The sequence below is a fragment of the Actinoallomurus rhizosphaericola genome (assembly GCF_024055675.1).
Classification (GTDB): domain Bacteria; phylum Actinomycetota; class Actinomycetes; order Streptosporangiales; family Streptosporangiaceae; genus Actinoallomurus; species Actinoallomurus soli.
Genome location: NZ_JAMXMW010000003.1, coordinates 356,102 through 381,312, shown reverse-complemented (window position 1 = coordinate 381,312; position 25,211 = coordinate 356,102). Strand labels below are relative to the sequence as shown.

24 protein-coding genes are annotated in these 25,211 nt (G+C 70.9%); 6 read left to right on the top strand and 18 right to left on the bottom strand.

What is annotated here, in order from left to right:
• Positions 1-25: 25 nt before the first annotated feature.
• The 8 genes from NE234_RS09420 to NE234_RS09385 form a co-directional block, all read right to left on the bottom strand.
• Positions 26-691, bottom strand: coding sequence for a lytic polysaccharide monooxygenase auxiliary activity family 9 protein (locus NE234_RS09420; protein WP_252778505.1), 666 nt, complete (start codon positions 689-691; stop codon positions 26-28).
• Positions 692-902: 211 nt separating this feature from the next.
• Positions 903-1,079 carry a hypothetical protein gene (locus NE234_RS09415; protein ID WP_252778504.1) on the bottom strand — a complete coding sequence of 59 codons (177 nt, stop codon included), beginning with the start codon at positions 1,077-1,079 and terminating at the stop codon, positions 903-905.
• 128 nt (positions 1,080-1,207) lie between these two features.
• The gene (locus tag NE234_RS09410; protein ID WP_252778503.1) at positions 1,208-1,519 is read right to left on the bottom strand and encodes a hypothetical protein; all 312 of its coding nucleotides are present in this window, start codon (positions 1,517-1,519) and stop codon (positions 1,208-1,210) included.
• A gap of 178 nt (positions 1,520-1,697) precedes the next feature.
• Entirely contained in the window at positions 1,698-2,600 is a 903-nt protein-coding gene (locus NE234_RS09405; protein ID WP_252778502.1) for a DUF5753 domain-containing protein, read from the bottom strand.
• Complete coding sequence (locus NE234_RS09400; protein ID WP_252778501.1) at positions 2,581-3,096, bottom strand: DUF6879 family protein; 516 nt, start codon at positions 3,094-3,096, stop codon at positions 2,581-2,583. Before NE234_RS09400 ends, NE234_RS09405 begins: the two co-directional genes overlap by 20 nt.
• Entirely contained in the window at positions 3,068-3,310 is a 243-nt protein-coding gene (locus NE234_RS09395) for a hypothetical protein (protein WP_252778500.1), read from the bottom strand. The genes NE234_RS09400 and NE234_RS09395 overlap by 29 nt, the downstream gene beginning before the upstream one ends.
• Before the next feature lie 252 nt (positions 3,311-3,562).
• Positions 3,563-5,416 carry a hypothetical protein gene (locus tag NE234_RS09390; protein ID WP_252778499.1) on the bottom strand — a complete coding sequence of 618 codons (1,854 nt, stop codon included), beginning with the start codon at positions 5,414-5,416 and terminating at the stop codon, positions 3,563-3,565.
• A 230-nt stretch (positions 5,417-5,646) separates the two neighbouring features.
• Positions 5,647-6,225 (bottom strand): YbhB/YbcL family Raf kinase inhibitor-like protein, encoded by a 579-nt coding sequence (locus NE234_RS09385; protein WP_252778498.1) that lies wholly within the window; start codon positions 6,223-6,225, stop codon positions 5,647-5,649.
• A 360-nt stretch (positions 6,226-6,585) separates the two neighbouring features.
• Here NE234_RS09385 and NE234_RS09380 point away from each other — a divergent pair, with 360 nt between their 5' ends.
• Together NE234_RS09380 and NE234_RS09375 are read left to right on the top strand one after the other, a co-directional pair.
• Positions 6,586-7,920 (top strand): NAD(P)/FAD-dependent oxidoreductase, encoded by a 1,335-nt coding sequence (locus tag NE234_RS09380; RefSeq protein WP_308206866.1) that lies wholly within the window; start codon positions 6,586-6,588, stop codon positions 7,918-7,920.
• A gap of 233 nt (positions 7,921-8,153) precedes the next feature.
• A complete protein-coding gene (locus NE234_RS09375) occupies positions 8,154-11,390 on the top strand; it encodes a BTAD domain-containing putative transcriptional regulator (protein ID WP_252778497.1) in 3,237 nt (1,078 codons plus the stop codon).
• A gap of 89 nt (positions 11,391-11,479) precedes the next feature.
• Here NE234_RS09375 and NE234_RS09370 read toward each other — a convergent pair whose 3' ends face one another.
• The 3 genes from NE234_RS09370 to NE234_RS09360 form a co-directional block, all read right to left on the bottom strand.
• Positions 11,480-12,292, bottom strand: a complete 813-nt coding sequence (locus tag NE234_RS09370) for an ABC transporter permease (protein WP_252778496.1) — start codon at positions 12,290-12,292, stop codon at positions 11,480-11,482.
• Positions 12,289-13,266 (bottom strand): ATP-binding cassette domain-containing protein, encoded by a 978-nt coding sequence (locus tag NE234_RS09365; protein ID WP_252778495.1) that lies wholly within the window; start codon positions 13,264-13,266, stop codon positions 12,289-12,291. The genes NE234_RS09370 and NE234_RS09365 overlap by 4 nt, the downstream gene beginning before the upstream one ends.
• A gap of 115 nt (positions 13,267-13,381) precedes the next feature.
• On the bottom strand, positions 13,382-13,825 hold the full coding sequence (locus NE234_RS09360; protein ID WP_252778494.1) for an ATP-binding protein: 444 nt from the start codon (positions 13,823-13,825) through the stop codon (positions 13,382-13,384).
• A gap of 94 nt (positions 13,826-13,919) precedes the next feature.
• On the opposite strand from NE234_RS09360, the gene NE234_RS09355 reads away from it, so the two are divergent.
• From NE234_RS09355 to NE234_RS09350, 3 genes are all read left to right on the top strand, one after another.
• A complete protein-coding gene (locus NE234_RS09355; RefSeq protein WP_252778493.1) occupies positions 13,920-14,750 on the top strand; it encodes a helix-turn-helix domain-containing protein in 831 nt (276 codons plus the stop codon).
• Positions 14,732-14,872 (top strand): DUF397 domain-containing protein, encoded by a 141-nt coding sequence (locus NE234_RS45860; protein ID WP_406566962.1) that lies wholly within the window; start codon positions 14,732-14,734, stop codon positions 14,870-14,872. The genes NE234_RS09355 and NE234_RS45860 overlap by 19 nt, the downstream gene beginning before the upstream one ends.
• A 131-nt stretch (positions 14,873-15,003) precedes the next feature.
• Positions 15,004-16,224, top strand: a complete 1,221-nt coding sequence (locus NE234_RS09350; RefSeq protein WP_308206878.1) for a SpoIIE family protein phosphatase — start codon at positions 15,004-15,006, stop codon at positions 16,222-16,224.
• Between the two features lie 146 nt (positions 16,225-16,370).
• Here the strand turns inward: NE234_RS09350 and NE234_RS09345 are convergent, their stop codons facing one another.
• From NE234_RS09345 to NE234_RS09335, 3 genes are all read right to left on the bottom strand, one after another.
• A complete protein-coding gene (locus tag NE234_RS09345; RefSeq protein WP_252778491.1) occupies positions 16,371-17,342 on the bottom strand; it encodes a M29 family metallopeptidase in 972 nt (323 codons plus the stop codon).
• A gap of 93 nt (positions 17,343-17,435) precedes the next feature.
• Positions 17,436-17,582, bottom strand: coding sequence for a hypothetical protein (locus NE234_RS09340; RefSeq protein WP_252778490.1), 147 nt, complete (start codon positions 17,580-17,582; stop codon positions 17,436-17,438).
• A 276-nt stretch (positions 17,583-17,858) separates the two neighbouring features.
• Positions 17,859-18,260, bottom strand: coding sequence for a nuclear transport factor 2 family protein (locus tag NE234_RS09335; protein ID WP_252778489.1), 402 nt, complete (start codon positions 18,258-18,260; stop codon positions 17,859-17,861).
• A gap of 130 nt (positions 18,261-18,390) precedes the next feature.
• On the opposite strand from NE234_RS09335, the gene NE234_RS09330 reads away from it, so the two are divergent.
• Positions 18,391-18,993 carry a TetR/AcrR family transcriptional regulator gene (locus NE234_RS09330; protein ID WP_252778488.1) on the top strand — a complete coding sequence of 201 codons (603 nt, stop codon included), beginning with the start codon at positions 18,391-18,393 and terminating at the stop codon, positions 18,991-18,993.
• A gap of 791 nt (positions 18,994-19,784) precedes the next feature.
• On the opposite strand, the gene NE234_RS09325 is transcribed toward NE234_RS09330, so the two are convergent.
• From NE234_RS09325 to NE234_RS09310, 4 genes are all read right to left on the bottom strand, one after another.
• Positions 19,785-20,276, bottom strand: a complete 492-nt coding sequence (locus tag NE234_RS09325) for an SMI1/KNR4 family protein (protein WP_252778487.1) — start codon at positions 20,274-20,276, stop codon at positions 19,785-19,787.
• An 11-nt stretch (positions 20,277-20,287) separates the two neighbouring features.
• On the bottom strand, positions 20,288-21,526 hold the full coding sequence (locus NE234_RS09320; protein WP_308206865.1) for an IS110 family RNA-guided transposase: 1,239 nt from the start codon (positions 21,524-21,526) through the stop codon (positions 20,288-20,290).
• A 501-nt stretch (positions 21,527-22,027) separates the two neighbouring features.
• A complete protein-coding gene (sepH, locus tag NE234_RS09315) occupies positions 22,028-23,443 on the bottom strand; it encodes a septation protein SepH (protein ID WP_252778485.1) in 1,416 nt (471 codons plus the stop codon).
• A 396-nt stretch (positions 23,444-23,839) separates the two neighbouring features.
• A complete protein-coding gene (locus NE234_RS09310) occupies positions 23,840-25,150 on the bottom strand; it encodes a D-arabinono-1,4-lactone oxidase (protein ID WP_252778484.1) in 1,311 nt (436 codons plus the stop codon).
• Positions 25,151-25,211: the final 61 nt, after the last annotated feature.

Genomic DNA, 25,211 nt, shown 5'->3' with positions numbered 1-25,211 from the left:
CCGGTCGCCGACCGGGGAACGGTTATCAGCTGAAGTTCACGTCGCTGCAGAAGAAGAACGCCTGGTCCATGTGCGAGGCCTGCCAGATCGTGAAGACGACGTGGCGGCCCGTACGGCCGGGGGCGCTGAGGTTGTCGACGATGTAGTCACTGCCGGGCGCGTACTTGCCCGTCTTGCGGATCAGCTCCAGGTCGCTCCAGCGCAGGGGCTGGGTGAGGGCGTCGTACCCCTGGCGGGTGACGTAGACGAGAAGGTAGTCGGCGCCGTGCCTGGCCTGGTCCATCAGGTGGACCGAGAAGGTGTTGTGGATGTCGGTCGTCTTCCACGCGCCGGGGACGTCCAGGGAGCGGTACCGGCCGCTTTCGGTCAGGCCGCCGCTGCAGAGCTGTCCGTCCGGCAGGCCCGCCTGGAAGTTGCCGCCGAGGCCGTTGCGGTAGAGGCCGTTCCAGTTCCACATGGCGTTGGGGTTGTCCTGCCATGCCTGCCAGCACATCGGGTCCTGCTGCTGCATCGCGGGGTCCTGGAAGTCGCTTCCCCAGCGCTGCCAGCAGCCGTAGTTGCGGGAGGCGGGGTCGACGACCGAGCCGTGGGCGAAGGCGGCGTCGGCCCAGGGGACCAGGAACAACACCGCCGCCGACAGCAGGGTCAGGGCGCGGAGCGCCCGGCGGGAGAGGAAACCTCGGTGGTGCATGCGCGTTTCTCCGTCTCGCGGGGACAGAACGGACGGTGGGAGCGCACCTAGCGATGGATCCTAGCCTGACAGATCAATTTACCGAACTTTACCGATGAAACTTTCACAGTGTTCGAGCGCCGGTCCCGAACGTGGGTCGAGCCGCGGTGACGGGGGCGTGGTCACCGCCACCGCGGCCCGGTTCGTGCGCGTGAGCGGCCGGAACGCTCACTCACGCGGGCTTGTCGAACGCGCCGTCGTACTTCGCGCAGATCTCCCGCGCCTCCGCGGGATAACGTCCGATCAGCCGGTGCAACTCGGCGAGCTCGGCGTCTCGACGGAGATGCCCGACCACGGGCATCTCGTCGAGGATCTGCCGGAACTCCGACAGCTCCTGGTCATAGCTCATGCGTCCTCCTTCGTCGGAGGAGTGACCAGAGGCGCTGCGCTCATGACTCGCTCGCTTCGCTCGCTCATGCGTCCTCCTTCGTCGGAGGAGTGACCAGAGGCGCTGCGCTCACGACTCGCTCGCTTCGCTCACTCATGGGGCCGTCCGGGGGCTCGGTTCCCGATGACACGGCTGATCTCCCGGGCCGCCAAGCACTTGTCGACGGCGGGGCAGATGGGCTGGCCCCAGGAATAGAAGAACCAGTACGCGTCGCCGTCGACGATGTGGTGTTCGCACCGGATCGTCTCCGACATGACAGGCGCGTGCCGGTTGGTCGCCCGGAGATACGGGGGCGAGCCGTGGGGATGGTCGAGAGTGGTCTCGAAGCCGGCCTGATCGAGCGCACCGCGCAGCTCTCGCAAGTGCCGGACGACTAACGCGGTGACGGTCTCCTCGCCCATGTACGTCTCCTCATCGCGCGGGATGTACGGCCGCCTGCCGCGACGTTAGAACCGCCGACCGGTCGCGTGCGAGAAGTGTGCCCGAGTGTGGCACACGCTCAGGGCGTACCGGCCCGGCGTCGCGCAACACGGCACGGGAACCGCGGCCCGGTACGCGCCGTGCCGAACTCGGTCGACCTCAGTCGAGGGCGTCGATCGCCGCGGTGATGAGCGTTCGTGCCGCCGTGCCGAAGACCGCCATCGCGGACAGCTCGGTGAAGGCCTTGACGTACAGGTCCACCTCGCCCGGCGTCGTGACCGTCACCGCGGCCGACAGCAACTCCACCGAGACCTGGACGGAGTCGAAGACGTTGAAGCCCTCCAGCGTCCACATCCGGCGGCCGCCGTGGTCGAACGGGATGACGCCGAGGGACACGGACGGCAGCGCCATGACGTCCAAGAGGTGGTGCAACTGCCCGGCCATCGTGTCGGGGCCGCCGACCTGGTAGCGGAGCACCGACTCCTCGACGAGCACGGCGAACCGGTGGGCGCCGTCCCGTACGACGTGGGAGCGGGACATCCGGGCGGCCACCGCCTCCTCGACGTCGTTCGGGGTGCCGTGGAAGGTCGTGATGGCCGACAGGAGCGCCCCGGCGTACGCGGGCGTCTGGAACAGCCCCGGCACGACCTGGGAGCAGTAGACGCGGAAGCTGCGGGTCCGCTCGTACAGCGGGACGCGTGACTCCTGGAGCCGGCGCAGGCCGGTGCGCTGCAGCCGCCGCCACTCGACGTAGGCGCCCTCGACGGTCCGCAGTGAGGCCACGAGGTCGGGGACCTGGTCCTCGGCCTGGCAGACGGCGCACCAGCGGCGGATGTCGTCGGCGGAGGGCGGCCGGGAGGCGTGCTCGATCTTGGAGACCTTGGTGCGGTCCCACGAGGCGGCGGCGGCGAGTGCCTTGGCGGTCAGTCCGGCGTCGACCCTGATCTCCCGCAGCCGGTCGGCGATGGCCTGGCGGGCCGCCTGGACGGACGAGGACGGTGATGTCGTGGACGCGACGGTCCCCCGTGATGGCCGGGGGCGCTCAGGCGGGGCGATAGTCATCGTGATCGACCCCGCGTTCCCACGCCGCCTCGAAGGCGGAGGTGCATAGCTTCACCACGTCAGGATCCTCCCAGACGTCGTGGCCGACGAAGTGCCCGTCTCCGGCGAAGTAGCCGAATCGTACGATCCGGCCGTCGAACACCCAGAAGTCGTTGCCCGGCAGAGTCAGGTCCGAGGCCTGCCGGCGAGGCAGCCACCGTACCTGCTCGCCGGCCGCGACGTTAAGTCCTCCCGTTACGTCGTACTCGAAACGGATGAAGTCCGCCAGGGGTTCCGACACGATGCGGACGCGCCGCATCCGGACACCGCGGGCGATGGTGGTCCGCACGAGCGCGAACCATTCGGGATAGCGCTCCGGCCCGTCGATCCGGAGCCCCGCCCTCCAGTCGAGGTAGACGGGATCACCGGGCGTGTAGCCGTCCCGCATCTCCAGGTGGACGGCCGACTCGTCGCACTCGGCCAGCAGGTCATTGAACGATGGGACCTCCGGCGACATCGCACGCCTCCTTCAGGATCGGTGCCATCCGCGCCGGTAGCCGCAGCACCGTCTCGTGGTCGGGTATCGGGCCGGTCGCCAGGCATTCCCTCCGAGTATCCGGGTCCGCTGTCCATCCTTGAATGACGATCTCGCTGGTCTTCTCGTCCACCCACACGGTGGGGCAGTTATCCCCGTTGGTGAACGGGTCGATTCCGACGAATCTGAGGGACATGGTTGACCTCCTGCGTCGCTGAGCGTGTACGGATCGCGTAGGAGAGATTCACGCAGCGTGATATGAACGGTCAAACGGTTGCCATGCAATCGAACGAGCGTTCGCGGGCGATCCGAGAGAGATCCTTATATCCCGCGGTGGACGTTTCTCCCGTTGCGCCCGCCAGGAGGATGAAACCCCTCCTCGAACGGAAACGGGCTCCGTGGTTCGTATGAACCACGGAGCCCGTCTCCGTTCGCCGGGCGGCGAGCCTCAGCTTCCGCGATGGTCGCCGTAGTTCCAGTCTTCGGGGCGCTTGTCGTCGGTCTTCCGGTCGCCGTACGAGGTGCCGTACGGGCTGCTCGGATAGGCCTGCGTCGTGTTGGCGTCCTCGGACGGCTGGCCGGACTCGGGGTAGGCCGGACCGCCGTAGGAGGAGCCGGACGCCGGGTAGCCGCCGGTTCCCGTGTAGCCGCCGGTGGACGTGCCGCCGTAGGACCCGTACGAGTCCGACGGCGACGAGCCGGTGTACCCGCCCCCCAGCGGGTCGTCCTGGCCCGTCGAGCCCGAGCCGTACGACGACGAGCCCGAGGACGAGGACGAGTCGCCGTAGCCCGAGGAGGAGCCGTAGCCGCTGTCGTAGGAGGGGGTGGTGTAGCCACCGGTGGAGCTGTAGCCGCCCGACAGCGGGTCGGACCCGTACGAGCCGCTCGTCGAGGAGCCGTAGGAGTCCCCGGAGCCGCCGCTGTAGGAGTCGGACGAGCCGTAGGAGCCGGTCGGCCAGCTCCCGCTGGTGGACGAGCCGCCCTGCGTCGAGCGGTACGAGCGCTCCCCGGTGTCCAGCGGGTCGGTGAGCGGGTCGAAGCCGGTCGATCCGGAGGCCGGCGCGGCCGGCGCGGAGCCTCCCGACCCCGAGTCGCCGTCTCCGGCGCGCTGGCGCTGGATCTTGGCCAGCAGCTCGTCGACCGACGGGACGGCGGGGCCGTCGTCACTGCCGCTGATCGAGGGGGAGCCGAGCGGCGAGGACGAGCCCAGGGGCGAGGGGGCCGGCGCCGCGGGGGGCGGGGTCGGCGCGGCGGGGGAGCCGGAGCCGTACGTCGGGCGCTCGCCGGTGTTCAGCGGGTCGTCGCCGTACGGGCGGTCGCTGCCGTAGGAGGGCTCGGACGAGTAGGGCGCGTCCGAGGAGTAGGACGGCGCCTCGGAGGAGTAGGTCGGCGACTCGGACAGGTAGGAGGGCGCCTCCGAGCCGTAGGAAGGGGACTCGGAGCCGTACGAAGGGGACTCGGAGCCGTACGACGGCGACTCGGAGGAGTAGGTCGGCGACTCGGACAGGTAGGAGGGCGACTCGGAGGAGTAGGACGGCTCGCTCGAGTAGCCGGGTGCGCCGAAGCCGCCGCTCTGGTCGGTCGAGCCGTAGGCGGGGATCTCGTCGCCCGCCACGGTCTCGGCGACCCGGTCGGAGGACGGGATGTCCAGCGAGGACGGGAGCGACGGGACATCGAGCGGCCCGGGCGGCGTCGACGGCGTGTCGAGGGCCGGGACGGCCGGCTGCGGCCTGGTCGGCGGCGCGGGGGAGTCGATGGATCCGCCGTGCGGGGACTGGCCGGCGAGGGGCATGCCCTGCGGCTGCGGGCCCGCGAGCGGCGTCGGCTCGGGGTGCGCCCCCTCCTGGTGGGCCAGGGGGTCCTGCCCCCGCGCCTCGGACGGCTGCCCGGCGTCCTGCCGCCAGGGGAACTTGGGCTTGTCGAAGGTGATGGTCGACCAGTACTCGTCGTCGTCCATCTCGTCGCTGTTCCGGCTGCCCTGAGGCGTCGCGGGGACCGGGGCCGGCAGCTGGGCCGGACCGGCGCCGGGACCGGCGATCGGCGCGGCGGGCAGCTGGTGCTGCTGGCCCATCGGAGCCCCGGCCACGCGCATGTCCCCGCCGCCATAGGACTCCTCCACCGCGTCGTCACCGTCGCCGTGGCGGCCGCGGGATCTGCCGGCGCGGCGGCCCCGAGGCTGCTCCTCGTCGGACATCCAGTCGTCTTCGTCTCCGGCGCGGCTCGCCCTCATGCCGAGGGCGACGAGCACCCCGACGAGGATGACGACCGCGACCAAGCCGAGGACAACGATCAGACCCCACATAGCTACCACCCAACGCCATGGTCTAGCGGTCGACGCCGACGCGGAGACCTTTTCCCATGATCACCGGCACCGGGCCCCCCAAGGAGCTAGACCGATTGTCGCCGACCGCTATGACCCTTGTCATACGGTTCGCACAGATCTACATTCACAGTACTTGCCCTGGGGCCCGCCGGTGCCATCAACCCGACGGACCTTCCGGCCGCACGGCGCTCACCGGCGGCGCATGCCCCTCAGGACTTCACCACCGCTCCCCGGAAGGTCGCGTACATGCGGCCACGGGCGATGGTACGGGAGGCGATCGCCGCGAGCGCGTCGCCGAGGTCGGCGCCGTTCTTCAGGGGCACCTTCGACTTCAGCGCGTAGAGCGTGAAGCGGTACCGGTGCACCTCACCCTTCGGCGGGCAGGGAGGGGAGTAGCCGACCTTCTGATCGGTGTTGACCGCCTGCTCGGCGTGCGGCGGGACGGTGTTCTCCAGGAGCTCGGCCGCCGTGGCGTCGATGTTGTACAGCACCCAGTGGACGTACGCGCCGCTGGGGGAGTCCGGGTCGTCGATGACGAGCGCGAGGGAGCCGACGCCGTTCTGCGCGACCGACCAGCGCAGCGGCGGGGTCTTGGACCGGCCGCCGTACTGCGGGCAGGCGAAACGGACGGGCATCGGCGCGCCGTCGCGGAACGCCGGACTGGTCACCGTGATCGAGTCCGGCACGCTGCCGCGCACGAGTTTGTTCTGCCCGAAGAGGCTGCAGCCCGTGAGGGACAGCAGCCCGACGACGGCCAGGCACACCGGCCGCCACAACGTGGTCATCATCGATACACAGCTCCCGGGGGACGATCGTACGCCGCGCCCGGCGGATGTCCGCGCATTCGGCGCATCAGGGGCCGCGGCTCCCGGATGCGGCGCCGGACCGACGCCGGGCTGCGGCTCACACTAGAGCGGTCCGGCGGGCGATGCCGTCTCGACCGGCCCGCAGCCGGCAGGCGATCAGGCCCGGAAGGGTTTTCGTGGGTCGGCCGGACCGGAAGACATGGCGGTTTTCACGGCGGAACCAGCGCGTTCGTTTGGCGTAACACGAACTTTCGCGTTTCTTAACACGATTAATCGCTGGCATTCCCGGCTGGATGCGGTAGCTTGTGAATGTATTCACAAGCCAAGCGAGGAGAGCAACCCGTGGCCACGAGCCCGAACCCGAGCCGGACCACTCCCCACATCCTCATCGTCGGCGGCGGCTACGTCGGCATGTACACCGCGCTGCGCCTGCAGCGGCGACTGCGGTCGCACGAGGCGACGATCACGATCGTGGACCCGCAGTCCTTCATGACCTACCAGCCGTTCCTCCCCGAGGTGGCGGCCGGCCACATCGAGGCGCGTCACGTCGTCGTCCCGCTGCGGCGGGTCCTGCCGAAGGCGCGCGTCCTCAACGGACGGGTCGTCTCCGTCGATCACGCGAACCACGTGGCGACGGTGCGCCCGGCGTCCGGGCCGGCGACCGAGATCTCCTACGACTACCTGGTGATGGCGCCGGGATCGATCTCCCGCACGCTTCCGATCCCCGGCCTGGCCGAGCACGGCATCGGCTTCAAGAACGTCGCCGAGGCCATCCACCTGCGCAACCACGTGCTCGCGCAACTCGACGCCGCCGGCTCCACCGACGACGAGGCGGTGCGCCGCCGCGCCCTGACCTTCGTCTTCGTCGGCGGCGGCTTCGCCGGCGTCGAGGCACTGGCCGAGCTGGAGGACATGGCGCGCGGCGCGCTGAAGTACCACCCCGACCTCCGTCCAGGCGACATGCGCTGGGTGCTCGTCGAGGCCAGCGACCGGATCCTGCCGGAGGTCGGCGACCGGATGGGCCGCTACACGGTCGAGGAGCTGCGCCGCAGGGGCGTCGACGTACGGCTGAACACGCGTCTCACGTCGGCCGTCGACCGCCACATCGTGCTGGACGACGGCACGGAGTTCGAGGCGGGCACGCTCGTGTGGACCGCCGGCGTCAAGCCGAACCCGCTGAACCGCTCGACCGACCTGCCCCTGGACCGCCAGGGCCGCATCGTCGCCACCGAGTACCTCACCGTCGAGGGCGCCGACGACGCCTTCGTGGCCGGCGACTGCGGCGCCGTCCCGGACCTGACCCGGCCCGGTGAGTACTGCGCGCCCAACGCCCAGCACGCCGTACGCCAGGCCAGGCGGCTCGCCGACAACATCGTGGCGACCCTCCGCGGCAAGGAGCGCAAGCCGTACCGCCACTCCTACGCCGGGTCGGTCGCCAGCCTCGGCCTGTACCGGGGCGTGGCCCACGTGTACGGCGTGAAGCTGCGCGGCTTCGCCGCCTGGTTCATGCACCGGACGTACCACCTGTCGCGGGTGCCCACCGTCAACCGCAAGGTGCGCGTGGTGGCCGACTGGACGCTCGCGCTCTTCTTCCGCCGCGAGACGGTGTCCCTCAACGGGATCGAGCGGCCGCGCGCGGAGTTCGAGCTGGCCAGCGGGCAGGACCGCGCCGCCTGATCCGGGCCTCCGTCCCGGCCGGCCACGGCGCCCCAGGTACGGTCCGTGTCCGGCGGACCCGGGGGCACGATTCGTGCCCGCGGGCCGGTCGGGGCCGGGGTCCACATTTCCGCATCGACGGCGGGTCGGCAGGAAGCCGACCCGCCGTTTTTTGTGCGAGACTCATCGAGATATATCTCGCGATGACGGAAAAGTGGCGGCGCTCACCCGGGCGGACAGGAGAGGATCGACCCGTGCGGATCTCGTTGCTCGGCCCTCTCGAGGTCACCGATGACGCCGGACGCCCGGTCGAGGTGGGCGGCGCCCGCCTGCGCGCGCTCCTCATCCTGCTGGCCCTGGAGGCTCCCCGGGTCCTGACCGCCGACCGGCTCGTCGCCGGCGTGTGGGACGGCGACCCGCCGGCCGGAGCCCCGAACGCCCTGCAGTCGCTGATCTCCCGGCTGCGCAGGACCCTGCCCGGCGCGATGATCGACTCGCGGCCCGCCGGATACCGGCTGGTCATCGAGGACGACGTGGTCGACATCCGATGCTTCGACCGGCTCGTCGCCCACGGACGGCGCCTGCTGCATGACGATCCGGCGCGCGCGGCGGACGCCCTGGCCGAGGCCCTGAGCCTGTGGCGTGGCACCCCGCTCGCCGACGTCGCCGACACCGACTTCGCCCGTGGCCACGTCTCCCGCCTCACCGAACAGCGCCTCGCCGCCGTCGAGGACCACGCCGAGGCGTTGCTGGCACTCGGCCGCGCCGACCCCGCCGAGCTGGAGGCGCTGGTCGCCGCGCATCCCCTCCGCGAGCGCCTGCGCGGGCAGTACATGCGGGCCCTGTGCGCCGCAGGTCGTCAGGCCGACGCGCTCGCCACCTTCGAGGACGCCCGCCGCACCCTCGCCGAGGAGCTCGGCGTCGACCCGTCGCCGGACCTGCGCGCCGTCCATCTCGCCGTGCTGCGCGGCGAGCAGGCCCCGGCCCGGTCACGGGGCCGTCACAACCTGCCCGCCCGGCTGACGAGCTTCATCGGCCGCGAGGAGGAGATCGAGCGCGTCGGCAAGCTCCTGGAGGAGAACCGCCTCGTCACGCTCACCGGGCCCGGGGGAGCGGGCAAGACCCGGCTGGCCATGGAGGCGGCCGCCGGCCTGACCGAGCGGATGCCGGGCGGCGTCTGGCTGATCGAGCTCGCCGGGGTCGGGGACCCGGGGGAGGTTCCGCAGGCGCTGCTGCACACGCTCGGGCTCCGTGAGGCCGCGCTGACCGCCGGGCTGCGCGGCTCGGCGCCGACCAGCGTCGAGCCGGTGGAGCGGCTCGTCGCCGCGCTGGCGGACGAGCGGCTGCTGATCCTGCTCGACAACTGCGAGCATCTGATCGACTCGTGCGCCCGGCTGGTGGACCGGGTGCTCGCCGACTGCCCCGGCGTACGCGTCCTCGCGACGAGCCGGGAGTCGCTGGGCATCATCGGCGAGAGCCTGTGGCCGGTGCCGCCGCTCGCCTTCCCGCCCGAGGACCCGGCGGAGACGCACCGGCCTCCGGCCGAACCCGGCCGTGTCTCCTCGCTGCCGGAGGCGATGGACTACCCTGCCGTCCGCCTGTTCGTCGAACGCGGCACCGCGGTGCGGCCCGGCTTCGACCCCGCGGCCGACCTGCCGGCGGTCCAGGCCATCTGCCGCCGGCTCGACGGCATGCCCCTCGCCATCGAACTGGCCGCCGCCCGCCTGCGCACGATGACCGCCGCGCAGCTCGCGGACCGCCTCGACGACCGGTTCCGCCTGCTGACGGGCGGCAGCCGTACGGCCCTGCCCCGGCACCAGACGCTGCGCGCCGTCGTCGACTGGAGCTGGGAACTCCTCGACGAGCCCGAACGCACGCTGCTGCGGCGCCTGTCGGTCTTCGCGGGCGGCGCGACCCTGGAGAGCATCGAGGACGTCTGCGGCGGCGACGTGCTCGACGCGCTCACCGGCCTGGTCGAGAAGTCGCTCGTCGAGATCGACGCGACCGGGCGGTACCGCGTCCTGGAGACGATCCGGGCGTACGGCGCCGAGCGGCTCTCCGAGGCCGGCGAGGCCCAGCGGATCCGCCGCGCGCACGCGCACCACTTCCTCGGGCTGGCCGAGACGGCCGAGCCCAGGCTGCGCACCCGTGACCAGCTGCGGTGGCTGGACCGCCTCACCGCCGAGTACGACAACCTCCACTCGGCGCTGCGCTGGGCGATCGAGATCCAGGACGCCGCGCTCGCCCTCCGGTACGTCGCGGCCCTGGGCTGGTTCTGGTTGCTGCGCGGGATGCGCCTCGAAGGACAGCAGCTCGCCGGGGAGGCTCTGGCGGTGCCCGGCAGGGGGCCGATCGGCGCGTACGCGGGGGCGACGATCTACTGGCTGATGGGAAAGCTCGACGCCGATCCGACGCTGCGCGACGACGACGTGTGGCGCAGGATCGACTCCGCGATGGCGGCCTGCGCCGCCATCCCGCCGGACGATCTGCACCCGATACTCCGCGTCGCTCCGCTGGGCCTCATGATGTTCGACGGCCGCATCGAGGAGGCCCTCACGGCGCTGGACGCCCTGCGGGAGGCACGCGACCCGTGGCTCCGGGCCGCCGCGGAGACGATGCGCGGGCACGCGCTGATCAATCTCGGCCGGGTAGAGGAGATCGACGAGAGCTTCACGGCCGCGCTCGACCGGTTCCGCGCCCTCGGCGAACGCTGGGGCATGTCGCTGACGCTGACCGGGCTCGCCGAGCTCACCCTGTGGCGGGGCGATCCGCTGTCCGCCAAGGACTACATCGAGGAGGCCCTGCGCTACTCGCTGGACCTGGGGAGCTTCGACGACTCCAGCCACCTGCGCGTCCGCCTCGCCCACGCCTTCGCCGCGCTCGGCGATGACGAGAGGGCCCGCACCGAACTCGACGCAGCCCTTCGCGGCGCCGAGCGCCGCGGCTCGCCCATGGACATCGCCGTCGTCCGCTTCAACACGGCCGACGTGGCACGGCGCCGCGGCGACCTCGACGTGGCGCGGGCCGCGCTCGAGGACATCGCCGTCGGCGAGTGGGTGAGCGGGCCACCGCAGTTCGCCTCGATGATCAATACCCAGCTCGGCATGATCCTCGGACTGGAGGGCGATCTCGACGCGGCGCTGGCCCGGCACGTCCAGGCGTTCCGGTACGCCTGGCTGGCGCACGACGCCCCGATCATCGGCCAGGCCGTCGTCGGCCTGGCCGACCACGCGCTCCGCAGCGGCGACCCCGCCGGCGCGGCCCTGCTCCTCGGGGCCTCCGTCGGCATCCGCGGGGCCGAGGACCGGTCGCTCGCGGACCCGCCGCGGATCGAGCGCGCCGTACGCGAGGCGATCGGTGACGAGCGGTACGCGGAGGCGTACGCGCGCGGTCACGCCCTGCGGGCCGAGGACGTCGCGGAGCGCCTGGGGATCGATCCGATCACCGACCGCCCGCCCCGCCGCCCGCAGACAGCGGCCCCGCCCGCCTGACGTCGCTCGCCCTCCCGCCGGCGCCCCGTACCCACCTGAGCGCGCGTACGGGCCCGCGCGGAGGCGGGCCCGTACGCGGTGGGCGGCCCTCACACCCGGCGGCGCAGGGCGCGTACCGCGAGGGGCGCGAAGACGACGGCGATGGCCGCCGCCCACGCCAGGGACCACAGGACCGGGGAGGCGACGGCGCCGCCGTTGATGAGGCCGCGGGTGGCGTCGGCGAGGTGCGTCACGGGGTTGATCTTCACCCAGGCCTGGAGCCAGCCCGGCATCGTGTCGACGCGGGCGAACGCGCTGCTCGTGAAGCTGAGCGGGAAGACCGTCGTGAAGCCGAAGATCATCACCTTGTCCGGCTCGCTCACCAGGACGCCGATCAGCACGGCGATCCAGGAGAACGCCAGCGCGAAGACCAGGAGCAGCAGGAAGGCCAGGACCAGGTGGACGACGTCGGTCTTCACGCGGAAGCCGATGATCATGCCGACGGCGAGCAGGATCGCCATCGACCAGGCCTGCTTGACGGTGTCGGCGACGATCCGGCCGGCGAGCGGCGACATCCGCCCGATGGGCAGGCTGCGCAGCCGGTCGAACACCCCCTTGGTCAGGTCGGTGTTCAGCAGGAAACCGGTGTTCATCGTGGCGAACATGGCGTTCTGCGCGATGATGCCGGGCAGCGCGAACTGCAGGTACTGCACCGGATGGCCACCGGCCATCTGGCCGCCGAAGACGTACGTGAACAGCAGCACGAACATGATCGGCTGGATGCTGAGGTCGATCAGCTCCATCGGGTTGTGCTTGATCTGCACCAGGCTGCGCCAGGCCAGCGTCGCGGTGTGCCGCAGGGTCGCGGCGGGGCTGACGCGCCGGGTCAGCGTTCGGGGTGCGGTGACGGTGGAGGCGGTCACGCCCGGCTCCCTTCGGTGACGAGTTCGGGGGTGGTGTCGGTCGGCTCGGCGCGGTGGCCGGTCAGGGCGAGGAAGACCTCGTCCAGGGTCGACTTGCGCAGCGACAGCTCGGCCACCTGCACGCCCGCGTCGTCGAGCCGGCGGACGATCGTCGGCAGCACGGCGGGGTCGGTCACCGGCGCGGTCACCAGGTCGCCCTCGACCTGCATCCCGTCGCCGACCACGACGCTGACCAGGCCGGCCACCGTCTCCCGGTCCCGGTCGTCGACCGGCCGTACCTGGAGCACCTGCCCGCCGACCTGCGTCTTGAGCTGGTCGGGAGTGCCGTTGGCGATCACCTGGCCGCGGTCGATCACCGCGATCTCGTCCGCCAGCTGGTCGGCCTCCTCCAGGTACTGCGTGGTCAGCAGCACCGTCACGCCGTCGTCGACCAGCCCGCGAACGGTGTCCCACAGCCCGCCGCGCGCGTGCGGGTCCAGGCCGGTGGTCGGCTCGTCGAGGAACAGCACCGACGGCCGTCCGACCAGGCTGGCCGCCAGGTCGAGCCGGCGGCGCATGCCGCCGGAGTAGGTCTTGGCCGGGCGGTCCCGTGCGTCCCACAGCTCGAACCGCTCCAGCAGCTCGGCCGCGCGCGCCTTCGCCTCCGACCGCGGCAGGCCGAGCAGCCGGCCGATCATGACGAGGTTCTCCGTGCCGGTCAGCATCTCGTCGACCGACGCGTACTGTCCGGTCAGCCCGATCAGCTGGCGGACCTGGTGGGCCTCCCGTACGACGTCGTGGCCGTCGACGGTCGCGCGGCCCTCGTCGGGACGCAGCAGGGTGGCGAGGATGCGGACGGCGGTCGTCTTGCCCGCCCCGTTGGGGCCGAGCACACCGAGCACGGTGCCGGCGCGCGCCGTGAGGCTCACGCCGTTCAGGGCGACCGTCTCACCGAACCGCTTCACCAGGCCCTCCGCCTGGATCGCGTAAGTCATGGGGGGTCTTCTTCCGTGAGGTCCATGTGCGTACGACCCTCACTGTCCTCGGCACCCCTGACATCCCACGCACATCCGCCTGATAGCCCCTGACAGGCGTCTGAGAAGGCTCTCGTCAGCGCACTTCCGCCGTCGACGGCGGCCAGGCGATCAGCTCGACGTAGACGGCCTTGCCCCGCGCCAGCACCTGCCAGCCGAGCCGGTCGGCCAGCGTCTCGGCGAGCAGGAGACCCCGGCCGGTCTCCTCCATCAGTCCGCCGTGCCGGATCCGGGGGAGCGCGGGATCGGCGTCGTGGACCTCGATTCGCAGCCGTTCGGCGTCGCGTGAGACGACCAGGCGCAGGTTCGTGCCGAGCCGGTCACGAGCGTGCCTGGTCGCGTTGGCGACCAGCTCGCAGACGAGCAGCTCGGCGCGGTCGGCGACCGCCGCCGCACCCCAGGCGCAGGTGACGGCCTTGACGATCCGCCGCGCCGCCGACGCCGACTCCGGGGCGTTGACCAGCCGTACGTCGGCCAGCAGCACCCCGCTGACCTCTCCCGGTAGCGCACACCGTGTCACGACTTCCTCCCGTGGGTTGCTGATTTCACCGGGACAGACTGTCGCCACGTGATTACGCTGCGGAAGGATTCCGGTTACACGATCGAGGTGCCCCATGCCCCCGCCCCGCAAGCTCGACGCCTTCTCCTCGCTCGGCGCGTTCTTCGGCGCGGAGGTGCGCCGCCTGCGCGAGCGGAACGGCTGGACCCTCGACGAACTCGCCCACAAGCTCGGCTGGGCGCTGTCCACCGTCGCCAGCGTCGAGACCGCCCGCCGCAACCCACCGGACGGCTTCCCCGAACGCGCGGACACGCTGTTCGCCCTGCCCGACATGCTCACCCGTCTCGCCGAGCTCGTCCGCTCGGCCCCTCGCTGGTTCGAGCACTACGTCGAACTCGAATCCCAGGCCAACAAGATCAGCATCTGGGCCAACAGCCTCATCCCCGGCCTCTTCCAGACTGAGGACTACGCCCAGGCGGTCATCCGCGCGAACCGGCCGATGATCAGCGACGACGACATCGGACTCGGCGTCGCGAGACGTCTCGGGCGTCAATCGCTCTTCGACCGATCCGACCCGCCGCTGCTCTGGGTCGTGTTGCACGAGACGGTTGTGAAGCAGCCGATCGGCAATGCGGAGATGACCCTCGCCCAGCTGCGGCGACTGGTCGATCTGGCCCGCCTGCCATTCGTGAACTTGCAAGTGCTGCCCTTCGCCGCTGCGCAGCTGACCGGGGCCACCGGGCCGTTCACCATCTTCGAGTTCGTCGATCAGTCGCCGGTCGCCTTCGCGGAAGGCCGTCAGGGGGGATGGCTGATCGACAGGAAGGAAGAGATCGCCGAGATCGCTTTGACTTACGATCGCTTGCGAGCGGCGGCATTGTCGCCGGATGAATCGATCGGCATGATCGTCGGAGCGATGGGGCAGACATGGATCGACCGGGCCTGATCGGAGCCGAGTGGCGGAAGTCGACGCACAGCGGCGAGGAGAACACCAGTTGCGTCGAAGTCGCTGCCGTCTGGTCGATGGGCGGGGCTGACCGCGAGATCACTGGCATGCGCCGGCCATAGAGAGCGGTAACGGCTAGTGATCACGGTGTCGGTACGGCCGGGGTGAACGAGCGTCTTCGCAGGTCACGTGGATAGGTCTCGTAGACTCTGGGTAATCCCGCCCATCCCGGAGGTGCGTCACGGCTGCCAAGATTCACGCCTATATCGACTATGAGGCGCTGTTCGCGGCGACTCCGAGTCCGTGTCTGGTGCTGACACCCGAGCTGGTGATCGTCGAGGCCAATCAGTGCTACTCCGACACCACCGGGCGTACGAGGGACGAACTCGTCGGCCGGTACATGTTCGACGCCTTCCCCACGGAACATGACGCCGGGCTGCGGGGCTCGCGCAGTCTGGAGACGTCCGTGCGTCGCGCCGCGGTCACGCGGCAGCGGGACATCCAGGGGCCGATGAAGTACGACATCCCCGTGGCGGGTCGCCCCGGTGAGTTCGAGGAGCGGTACTGGAGCACGATCACCAGCCCCGTTCTCGGCTCGGACGGCGAGGCGATGCTGTTCGTCGTGCGTACCGAGGACGTGACCGCGTTCGTCACCCATCGCGCGAAGGAGGACCCCGAGCGGTACCAGGCCATGGAGGCCGAGCTGTTCGCCCGCGCCAAGGAGCTCCACGAGATCAATGAGGAGCTGCGGCGGGCGTACGCGCGGGAACGGCGGGTCGCGCTCACCCTCCAGCAGGCGATGCTGCCGGCGATCGATCTCGAACAGCGCGACGACGTCGCCGTGCGCTACCTGCCCTCGGTCGACTCGCTGCACGTGTGCGGTGACTGGTACGAGCTGATCGAGCTGGACGAGAAGCGGCTCGCGGTGGCCGTCGGAGACGTCGTCGGGCACGGACTGTCGGCCGCCGGGGTCATGGGCCAGCTGCGCAGCGCGCTCAGCACCGCCGTCCAGTCCCTCGCCCAACCCGCCCCGGCGCTGCAGGCGCTCGGCCGGTACGCACTCTCGGTCGAGGGGGCGCTCGCCAGCACGGCCGTCCAGGCCGTCATCGACAAGTCCGAGCAGAAGATCACCTATAGCTGCGCCGGTCACCTGCCGCCGGTCCTCCTCCAACCCGACGGCACAGTCGAATTCCTCGACCAGGCCACCGACCCGCCGCTCGGCCTGCGCACGCCGGGCGAGCCGCGGCCGCAGGCCGAGCAGCGCTACGCCTCGGGCGCCATCCTCGTGCTCTACACCGACGGCCTGATCGAGCGCCGTGGCGAGGACATCGACGACGGCCTGCGCCGCCTCGCCGACAGCGTCGGCCGGCACGGCGGGCTGGACCCCGAGTCACTGGCCGACCGGCTCCTCGCGGACCTCGGCGTGGCCGGCGGCGCGGCGGACGACACGGCCCTCGTCGTCGTACGCCTCTGAGGCGGCCACACCCGGGTCCGCGGTCTTGTGCGGTCACGCCCCGGCCCGCGGTCTCGTGCGGCCACACCCGGGTCCGCGGTCTCGTGCGGTCACGCCCCGATCCGCGGTCTTGTGCGGCCACACCCGGGCCGGCCGTCTTGCTGCGGTCACCAGCTCAGCAGTAGTCCCGCCTGTCCGGTCAGCCGTCCGCGGGACAGGACGATGTCCAGGTGGTGAGCGGTCGCCCGCTGGTCGGGGTCGGCGGTCTCGCTCAGCTCGGCGCCGAACCCGATGTGCACTCCGTAGTTGCGCTCGTGCCAGGTGAACGCCGCCTTGTGCGATCTGGCCGCCTCGGTGACGGCCTTCGACTGGCCGATCCCCAGTTCGCCGATCGAACGCACCCCCGGCAGCCGGTCGAAGGCCATCTCCAGGTCCCGGCAGAGCTCGGTGTTACGCCCGGTGACACCGGTCGCCTGGCCGTTCGCGATGCGGACGGTGAGATCGCCCGGGCGGATCCGGCCGTACTTCCGGCCGAAGGGGATGGTCCCGATGATCCACCCTTCGACCGGCAGGGTGCCGTTCGCGCTCTCCGGGACGCACGCGACCTCTCCGCTCGGCAGAAGGTAGTCGTAGTCCTCCAGCCCGCTGTAGGCGACCCAGTCGTCCGGCGCGCAGTCGAAGGAGAGCAGTTCGGCCGCGTCGTCGGCGGCCCGATAGGTGAGCGTGCGCTCGCCGGTCAGCCGTCGGCGGAGCCCGTCGCACCGGCGGGCCACCTCCTGTGGCTCCTCGGCGAAGAGCGCGGCGAAGTTGTCGTCCCAGACCTCGAGGCACAGCTTCACCCGGCGGCTCGGCCAGTCGGCGAAGCGCACCAGCGCGTCCTGGTACTCGGGATAGTTCCGGGCGTGGAAGGCGATGAGGCCGACGTGGTCCTGGGCGACGTACTCGACCGCCGCCGCCCGTACCTCGTCGACGGACACCTCGCCGAGCCGGAGGACGCGCACCTCGCCGTCGAGCCGGGGCAGCAGCGATGCCGCCAGGCGCGCGTGGGCGGCGGCATCGACGATCACCAGCCAGGTCGACACGGATTTCGGCAGGTACGCCGTGAAACGCTCGACCGACTTCTCCCACATTTCAGTCACTCGTCAGCCTCCGAAGCAGGTGTCCTATCCGGGTGCCCATCAGGTCGCGCGTGCACCGCCGGCCCGAAGCCCGCGGTGCACGCGCCGATCTGCTCAGACCCAGAAATACTGCGGGGTGTTGAAGTTGCTCAAAGTCCCCGCCTTGCTGCTTCCGGTCGTGCCTTCGATCATGAATTCACTGAGGTCGAGTGATGGGTTCAGGGCATCGAGTTGGGGGTGGTCTGCGGTCACGGTCGACATCGCTGTGGACTCCTCTCCGTGATGCGGCACTCGGTCGGACCCACCGCTCAAGATCGTCTAGCGGGCCTTCGTCATGGTGCATCGGAACGGTCCACGAATGCAATACCGATCTTGGGGAAGTTCAAGGGCTGTCGGTATACCGGTTATTAACTGTCAGTATTCATCCTGGTCAGGAGTTGAAAAGCGCGCCATTTCCATCTGGCGGAGCGCCTGACCGGCGGGGCCGTCCCCTCGGCGGTACGAGGCCGGCCCGGCGGCGCCCCTGACGACCGGAGGTCATCCGCCCAGGGGAGCCCGGCGGGCGAGCAACGTGCGGTGGTCGATCCGCCAACCCTGGCCGGTGCGCACGACGGTGTCCTCGTAGGTCACGCTGCCGCTCGTGCCGTCGGCGTTGACGCCGATCCCCTTGGACCGCGCGTGCACGCGGCCGTCGGCCTGCTCGGTGAGGACGACGTTCGTGACGTGGTGCCCGACGGGATTGCGGTTCCCCAGGGCGCGTGCCGCGTCGGCGAGCGCGCTCAATCCGCGCAACGGCGCTTGGCCGAAGTCCGTGACGTCATAGGTGACGTCGGGGGTGAAGACCTCGCCCAGCCGTTCCAGCTCTCCGCTGTCGCACAGGTGTCCGTGCATCGCGATCAGCTCGGCGATGAGGAAGCGGTCTTCGCAGGTGAGAGCCATGGCATCTCTTTCTTTCGCGTGGTGTGGGAGGCGCACCGCTCAGGGACGACGCCGATCCGGGGAGCTCCCCGGTTAGACTGGCGTCACCGTAAACGGGGAACTCCCCGTTTTGCAAGCAGGGAGCGTGAGAATGGCGGAGCCGGGCGAGGCGGTTCCCTCAGGACGGCCACGGAGGACGGATGCGGCCCGGAACGCCCGGGCGCTGCTCACGGCGGCGAGGGAACTCTTCGACGAGAGGGGACCCGACGTCGCGTTGGACGAGGTGGCGCGCCGCGCGGGCGTCGGCAACGCGACCCTCTACCGGCACTTCCCGACACGGAGCGAGCTGATCGTGGCGGTCTACGCGGACGAGGTGGAGACGCTCTGCCAGAAGGGCGCCGCCCTGATCGACGCCGAATCGGCGGCCGACGCACTCTTCGCGTGGCTGGACGACCTCGTCGTTCACGTCGCGACCAAACGCGCCCTGGCGTTCGCGGGAACCGAGCCCAGCGTCGAGCGGCGCTCCGTGCTGTTCGACCAGTGGCACCGTTCCATGCGGGACACGGCCCAGGAATTGCTCGTCCGAGCCCAGCGAAGCGGTGACGTGAACGTCGGCCTGACCGTGGACGACGTGCTCGCCCTGACGAACGCGACCGCCATCGCGGCCACCGGCGCGCAGGACGCACGGCGCCTTCTCCGGATCATGCGGCACGGCTTCGCGGGCACCCAAGCCTCTCCTGACGAAACGCCGTAGGCCGTCACCGAGCACGACCGGCCGGAGCGCCTCGGCGGGCCGCCGCCGCCCGCTGCGGCCCAGGGGCCCGTTGGGAACGCGCTGCGTGCGCCGGCCGCGTCGTTGGGAAGGCGCTGCGCTGTTGGAAGGCGTTGCGTCGCGTCGTTGGGGAGCGCTGCGTGAGTCGGCCGGCTCGGTGGGATCGCAGGGGCCGACCGGCGGCGGGCCGCGACCCGCTCGCCCCGTCCATACCCGCGGCGACGCCGCCGCCATCGCCGTCGCAACCGCCACCGTGCCGTCGCCGTGGCCTCAGTGCCGTCGTCGCGGTCGCTGTGCCGTCGCCGCTGTCTCGGTGGCGTCGCTGTGGACGGACGGTGACCGGTTTGCCGGGCCTGGGACGTCACTAACGACGTCGCAGTCGTTGATCGAGCCGGTTCAAGAGCCCTTTGGCCGGATAACAGGACGGACTCCACGCCCCCTGACGCGGGCGCGCGGCGGCCGAACGAGCATGGCGCTCGTGAAAGCCGGGGCTGCCAGGTGGTTCGTCCCGATAATGGGCAGGCTGTCAGCGGCTTCACCGATTGCTACACCGCCTCCAGTTCGCGCATTCACACCGGCCGGACTCTGCGCAGGGTTTCGCAGACCGCCCCGATGCGACAGTTCCCTGAGTCAAGCTGGCGGCGCGGTCGTCAATGGTTTCTGCTGTTCAGGTGCCACATTGAGGAGCCGGGTCATCGGTGGCAAGGTGATCCGGACCGCAGCGTAGCGAGGACCGGAAGCGTCGCGGCAGCTCTTCGTTGACCGTCGTTGAGTCATCCGGCCAGGTCTTCGGCTGGCATGAGTCCTTCGATGAAGGTGCGGAAGTCGGCGGCGAGGTGCAGTTCGGCTTCCAGGTCGGTATCGAACCAGGTGACGCATGGTTCGTGCTGGGTGCGGTAGTCCAGGGCGATCCAGTAGTGGCCGTCGCCGGAGAGCAGCACCAGCCGGGGCGGCAGGTCCCATTCCGTGGTCAGGTATGGGCTGTTGAGCAGGGTCGTTGCGTGCCCGTCGTGACCGATGCCGTGCAGATCGGTGAAGGGAACATGGTCGGGGCTCCAGGAGGTGGGCCGCTGGGTGGGGAAAGCACTCCACGCGTCGGAGACGGGGCCGCCGTTGCGAAGGCGCAGCAGTTCCAGCAACTCGGGCGGCAGATCCACCGAGAGGAGTTCTTCGGCCTGGTGGATCAAGGCATCGGTCAACGGCGGTTGAACCCCGTAAGTCCCCGCTCCCCAGAAGGAGGCTTTAACGTGCTCGAAATTCGCCATGGCCGGAAAGCCTATGTTCCAGTGGGCACGGGTCGATGGGGGGAGTGGTGAATGGCGGGATCGTAAGGTGTGCCGTCCCGGAAACAAGCGTGCATGATCCGGAGCCAGCCCCTGCCGAGGATGCGAACGGTCTGGGGATGGCGTTTGCCTCGGTCACGAGCGCGTTGGTAAAGGTCAGCGGCCCACGGATCGTCATGGCGGCTGTTGTCGGCGAAGGTGTGCAGGGCCTTGCGCGCAGCCCGGCTGGCGGCGTGCCGGAAGCCCACGGTGTGGACCTTGCCGCTGGCCCGGGTGACCGGGGCCATGCCGACCTCGGCCGCGAGCTGCTCAGCGGTCAGGCCGCGCTCCAGCATGGGCCCGATCTCGCCGATGATCTGCGCCAGGTTCACCGTCCCGACTCGAGGCAGTGCCTGGAACAGTTCGGCGTAGGGGTGAGCGTCCAAGACCTGCTTGATGGCCGACTCCAGGGACTTGATGGCCTCGGCAATCGCACGGACCTGCCCGACCTGGGTGTTCACCATGACGGTGACGATCTCGGAGCTGACCCTGCTGGCGGCCTTGGGCGCAGTCCGCAGCCGTTCTAGGAGCTCAGCTCCGGTCTTGCCGCCGGTGTAGGCGTGACGGCGCAAGAAGGCGTCCAGCTTGGCCGGCGTGAGTTTCGCGGCGGCCTGCGGGGTCGGGAAACGGTCCAAGAACGCGAGCGAGATCCCCGCATCGATGTTCTTGAACAGCCGGGTCGCTCCCGGCCAATGCGCCTCCAGCAGGGCCCGCAGCTGGTTCGTCAAGCCGGTGCGGGTCGCGACCAAATCGCTGCGCTGCCGCGACAGCGCCTGAAGCTCCAGCGTGGTCGTCTCGGTCGGTGCCAGCGACCGCAGGAGATGACCATCGGTGCGCAGCAAGTCGGCCAGCATGAAGCTGTCGGCGCTGTCGCTCTTCGCGCGAGACGCTCCCCACCGGGGCCGCATCGCGTTGAACATCCCCGGATGGATCGGCACGATCGGATGTCCGGCCGCCAGCAGCCGATCGACCACCAGGCCCTTGCTCGTCTCGATCGCGACCCGCAGACCACAGGCGTCGCCGTAGTCCGCCAGGCGCCGCAGCGTGCCGGTGAGCCCGGCCTCAGTGTGCGGGAGCGTCCACCGAGCCGCCTTGCTGCCCATGGCGTCCAGCACCGTCACCGAATGGGTCCGGCTACCCCAGTCCCAACCGACCGTGTGCAATTCGCGTCCTTCCAGAGGGAAGAGAACCACACCCCTCTGTCGCGGAGAGGACGCCTGCCGGAAGCTCGTTACTGCGGCCCTCGTGGGGCGATTCCCTGATGCCAGTCCCGACGCCCTCGTCCCGGCGGGGCCGGCAACACTGTCCCAAGCCGTCAAGCGGCTGACCGATCGCAGGCCGTACACCCACCGGGCCGAGAGGTGACGGCCCTCAAAGGACCGCCAGAACAGGATCGCCTAACGAGCGATCGCCAGGGCTCGACGTGCCTGAGCCTGTCGGTCGGCCTGCGTGGATGGGGCTTCGCGGGAGGGCCTGGTGTGAGGGTGGTCGCGGGGTTCGGCGTTTCCTTCCGGGTCTGTCGGTCGGCCTGCGTGGGTCGGTGCTTCGCAGAAAGGCCCCGGGGGACGGTGATCGCCGGGGATCGGTATCCCCGGCGATCGTGCCTCAACCTGTTGCCGTGGCACTGAGACGCGGTGCCAGCGCATCGCGCGCGGCCGGTGATCCGGTGGCGAGCGGCCGGGGCCTCCTCCTGGTCACTCCGGGCGGCGGGCGCCGAACATGATCTCGTCCCAGGACGGGACCGAGGCGCGCTTGCTCCGTGCCCTCTTCCGCGCGGGCGGGCGCTTCTCCGGAGCGGGCGGCGCGGCCGGCTTCGCGGCGGCGGCCGCCGCCGGGCGGTCGGCGACCTTCTCCGCAGGCTTCTCGGCGGGCTTCTGCGCGGCCGGCTTCACCGGGGCGGGCTTCGGAGCCGGCTTCGGGGGTGCGGGTTTCGGCACCGCGGGCTTGGCCACGGCGGGTTTGGCCACGGCGGCCGGTTCGGCCTCGAGCGGCTTGGGTGCCGACCTCGGCGCGGGCGGCTTCGGCGCGGCGGGCTCGGGTGCCGGCGGCTCGGCCGCGGCGGGCTCCTGCTCCGGACGCTGCGGCTCCTCGGGGCGCTCCGGCTGCTTTGGCTCGGCCGGCTTCGGGGTCGGTTCCGGCTCGGCCGGGGCCTGTGCGGCCGGCGTCTCGGCGGCCGGGATCTCGGCGGCGGGCGGGGTGGCCGGCTCGGGCCGGGCGGGCTCCGGCGCGGGAGCAGAGCGCTCGGCGGCCGGGGCGGGCCTCGGGACGGAGACCTCCTGCGGCCGGGCGACGACCTCCGGGCGCGCCTCACGCGGACGCGGGGCGAGCGCCGCCGGCTCGTCGGACGCCGGCTTGGGGATGTCGCGGACGACCGGCGGCTCGGCCGGCGGCTCCTCCCGCAGGCCCGGCATGGGGACGGGAAGCGGCGGGGGCGGCGGAGCCTGGTCGCGCGGCTGGTCGCGGACGGGGTCGCCGACGACCTTCATGGCACGGCGCGGCAGGAACGGGGTGACCGTGTCGTCGGTGGACTCCTCGACGTCGAGCGAGGACAGGCGCGCGGCCTCGTCGTTCACCGCGGAGATGTGGCGGCGGCGCGGGTCGTACGCCCACTCCGCCGAGTAGGGACGGCCGTCGTAGTAGAAGGAGAGGCTGACCCGCCACGTGAGGTCCTCGCACTTGCGGGAGTCCCACTCGACCTCTTCCAGGTCGATGCCGCGCCGGCCGAGACGCTCCTCGACGATCTCGCCGAGGGCCGGGGCGGGCGAGGGCTCTCCGGGACGTCGGATGGGCACGCGCTGCGCCTGCTGCGCCATGTACTCGCGCTCCTGGAGAACCGGTCCCTCGAACCAGCGGACACGCTCCACCGGGATGCCGGCCGTCTCGGCGATCTCCTCCGCGGTCTCTCCAGCGCGGATGCGAGCCTGGATCTCCTTGGGACGCAAGGGACTCTCCACTTCGATCTCGTACTGGCCGAGGCGGGAGAAATGTCCACGGACCACGGCACGCAGCCGATCATCGATCGGCAGCGTGAACCGGGTGCCCCGTCCCGCGGTGGCGAGGACGAGGTACGACCCGTCCTCGCTGACCGCGACGAGGCGCAGCTCCTGCATGCGTGTCCTTTCGTGCCCTGTCCGACGCGGCTCGGGGCGCATGCGTGCCCTTCCCCCGGTCCTACCAGTCTCGCGTCAGGACGCACCTGCCCGCCAGCACCGTACCCGGCATGTCCGAACATCGCCGCCCTCGCGACGTGATCCTTGTCAAGTTCCCGCAGTGTCGTCCCAGCTTGCCTGCTGGAAAGCCGCGGGGGCGTGGGGCTTAACCATTCTTGTGGATCCTTTGCCGCGTGATGCCGTCCTTCTTGCGTGGCTCACGCGGTCGGTGTCGGAGGAGGTGGCCGGAGGATCGGTGGCTGCTGACGGTCCAGGAGTTCTGCGCGATTACCGGTCGGAGTGGAGGTGAACCGCACGCCGGGCGAGCGGGATGCGACAAGTGGGAGTCTACGGCCTTCAGGTGCCCAAAACCTGGGTCAGGTAGCGATTGGCGAACCGGCGTTCGGGGTCGAGCCGGTCGCGCAGCGCGAGGAAGTCGCCGAACCGGGGATACGCCCCCTCCAGGTACGAGGCGTCGCGCGTGTGCAGCTTTCCCCAGTGCGGACGGCCGCCGAGCGGCGTCAGGATCTCCTCCACGCCGCGGAAGTACTCCTCGTGCGGAGTCGCGTGGTAGACGTGGATCGCGATGAAGGCGCTGTCCCGCCCGTACGCCATGGACAGCCAGGCGTCCTCCGGCGGCAGCAGGCGCACCTCGATGGGGAAGGAGATCCGCCAGCCCCGGCGTTCGATGAGGGCCCGGATCTCCCGCAGCGCGCCGGCCAGCTCCTCGCGCGGGATCGCGTACTCCTGCTCCTTGAACCGCACCCGGCGCGGGCTGGTGAACACCTTGTGCGACACGTCGGTGTACGTCCGGGCGCCGAGGGCGCGGGCGGAGACGCCGTTGATCGTCGGGATGGCGGCGGGGAGGCGGCGGGCGACGCGGTTGGCGACCTCGAACACCGAGTTGGACAGGAACTCGTCGTCCAGCCAGTGCCGGAACCGCCCGAGCGGCTCGGCCGGGCCGGGCACCCGGTTGTTGCGCTTGGTCAGGCAGCCGTCGGTGTGCGGGAACCAGTAGAACTCGAAGTGCTCGTTGCCGGCGGCGAACTCTTCCAGGCGCTCCAGGACCTCGTCCCACCGCATCGGCTCCTCCCGCGCCTGCAGCAGGAACGCCGGGACGGCCTGCCAGGTGATCGCGGTGACGATTCCGAGCGCGCCGAGGCCGGCGCGCGCCGCGTGGAACAGCTCGGGCCGCTCCTCGCGGGAGCACGTGACCAGGCTCCCGTCCGCGAGGACGAGTTCGAGCCCGGCGATCTGCGACACCAGGCCCGCCGCGTCGCGCCCGGTCCCGTGCGTCGCGGTCTGGGTCGCCCCGGCCAGGGTCTGCTCCTGGATGTCCCCCATGTTGGCGAGCGCGAGGCCGTGCAGGGCGAGCTGCTCGTTGAACACCTTGAGCGGCATCCCCGCCTCGGCGGTCACGAGGCCGGTGGCGGTGTCGACCGACCGCAGCTCCGTGAGGCCCTCGGGCCGCAGGAGCAGGCCCTCGGTCGCGGCGGTGTCGGTGAACGAGTGCCCGGTGCCGGTCATCCGGACGGTCAGGCCGGCTCCGGCGGCGGCCTGGACGGCGGCCGCGACGTCCGCGGCGGACCGGGGCGTGACCACGCGGCGGGGCGTTGCCCGCTGGTTACCGGCCCAGTTTCGCCAGGTCTGAGGTGTGACGGGGGGCATAACACGAGATTTACTCATGTTCCGCCCGGCTCCGGCAAGTGTTCCGCCCAGGTCCGGTAAG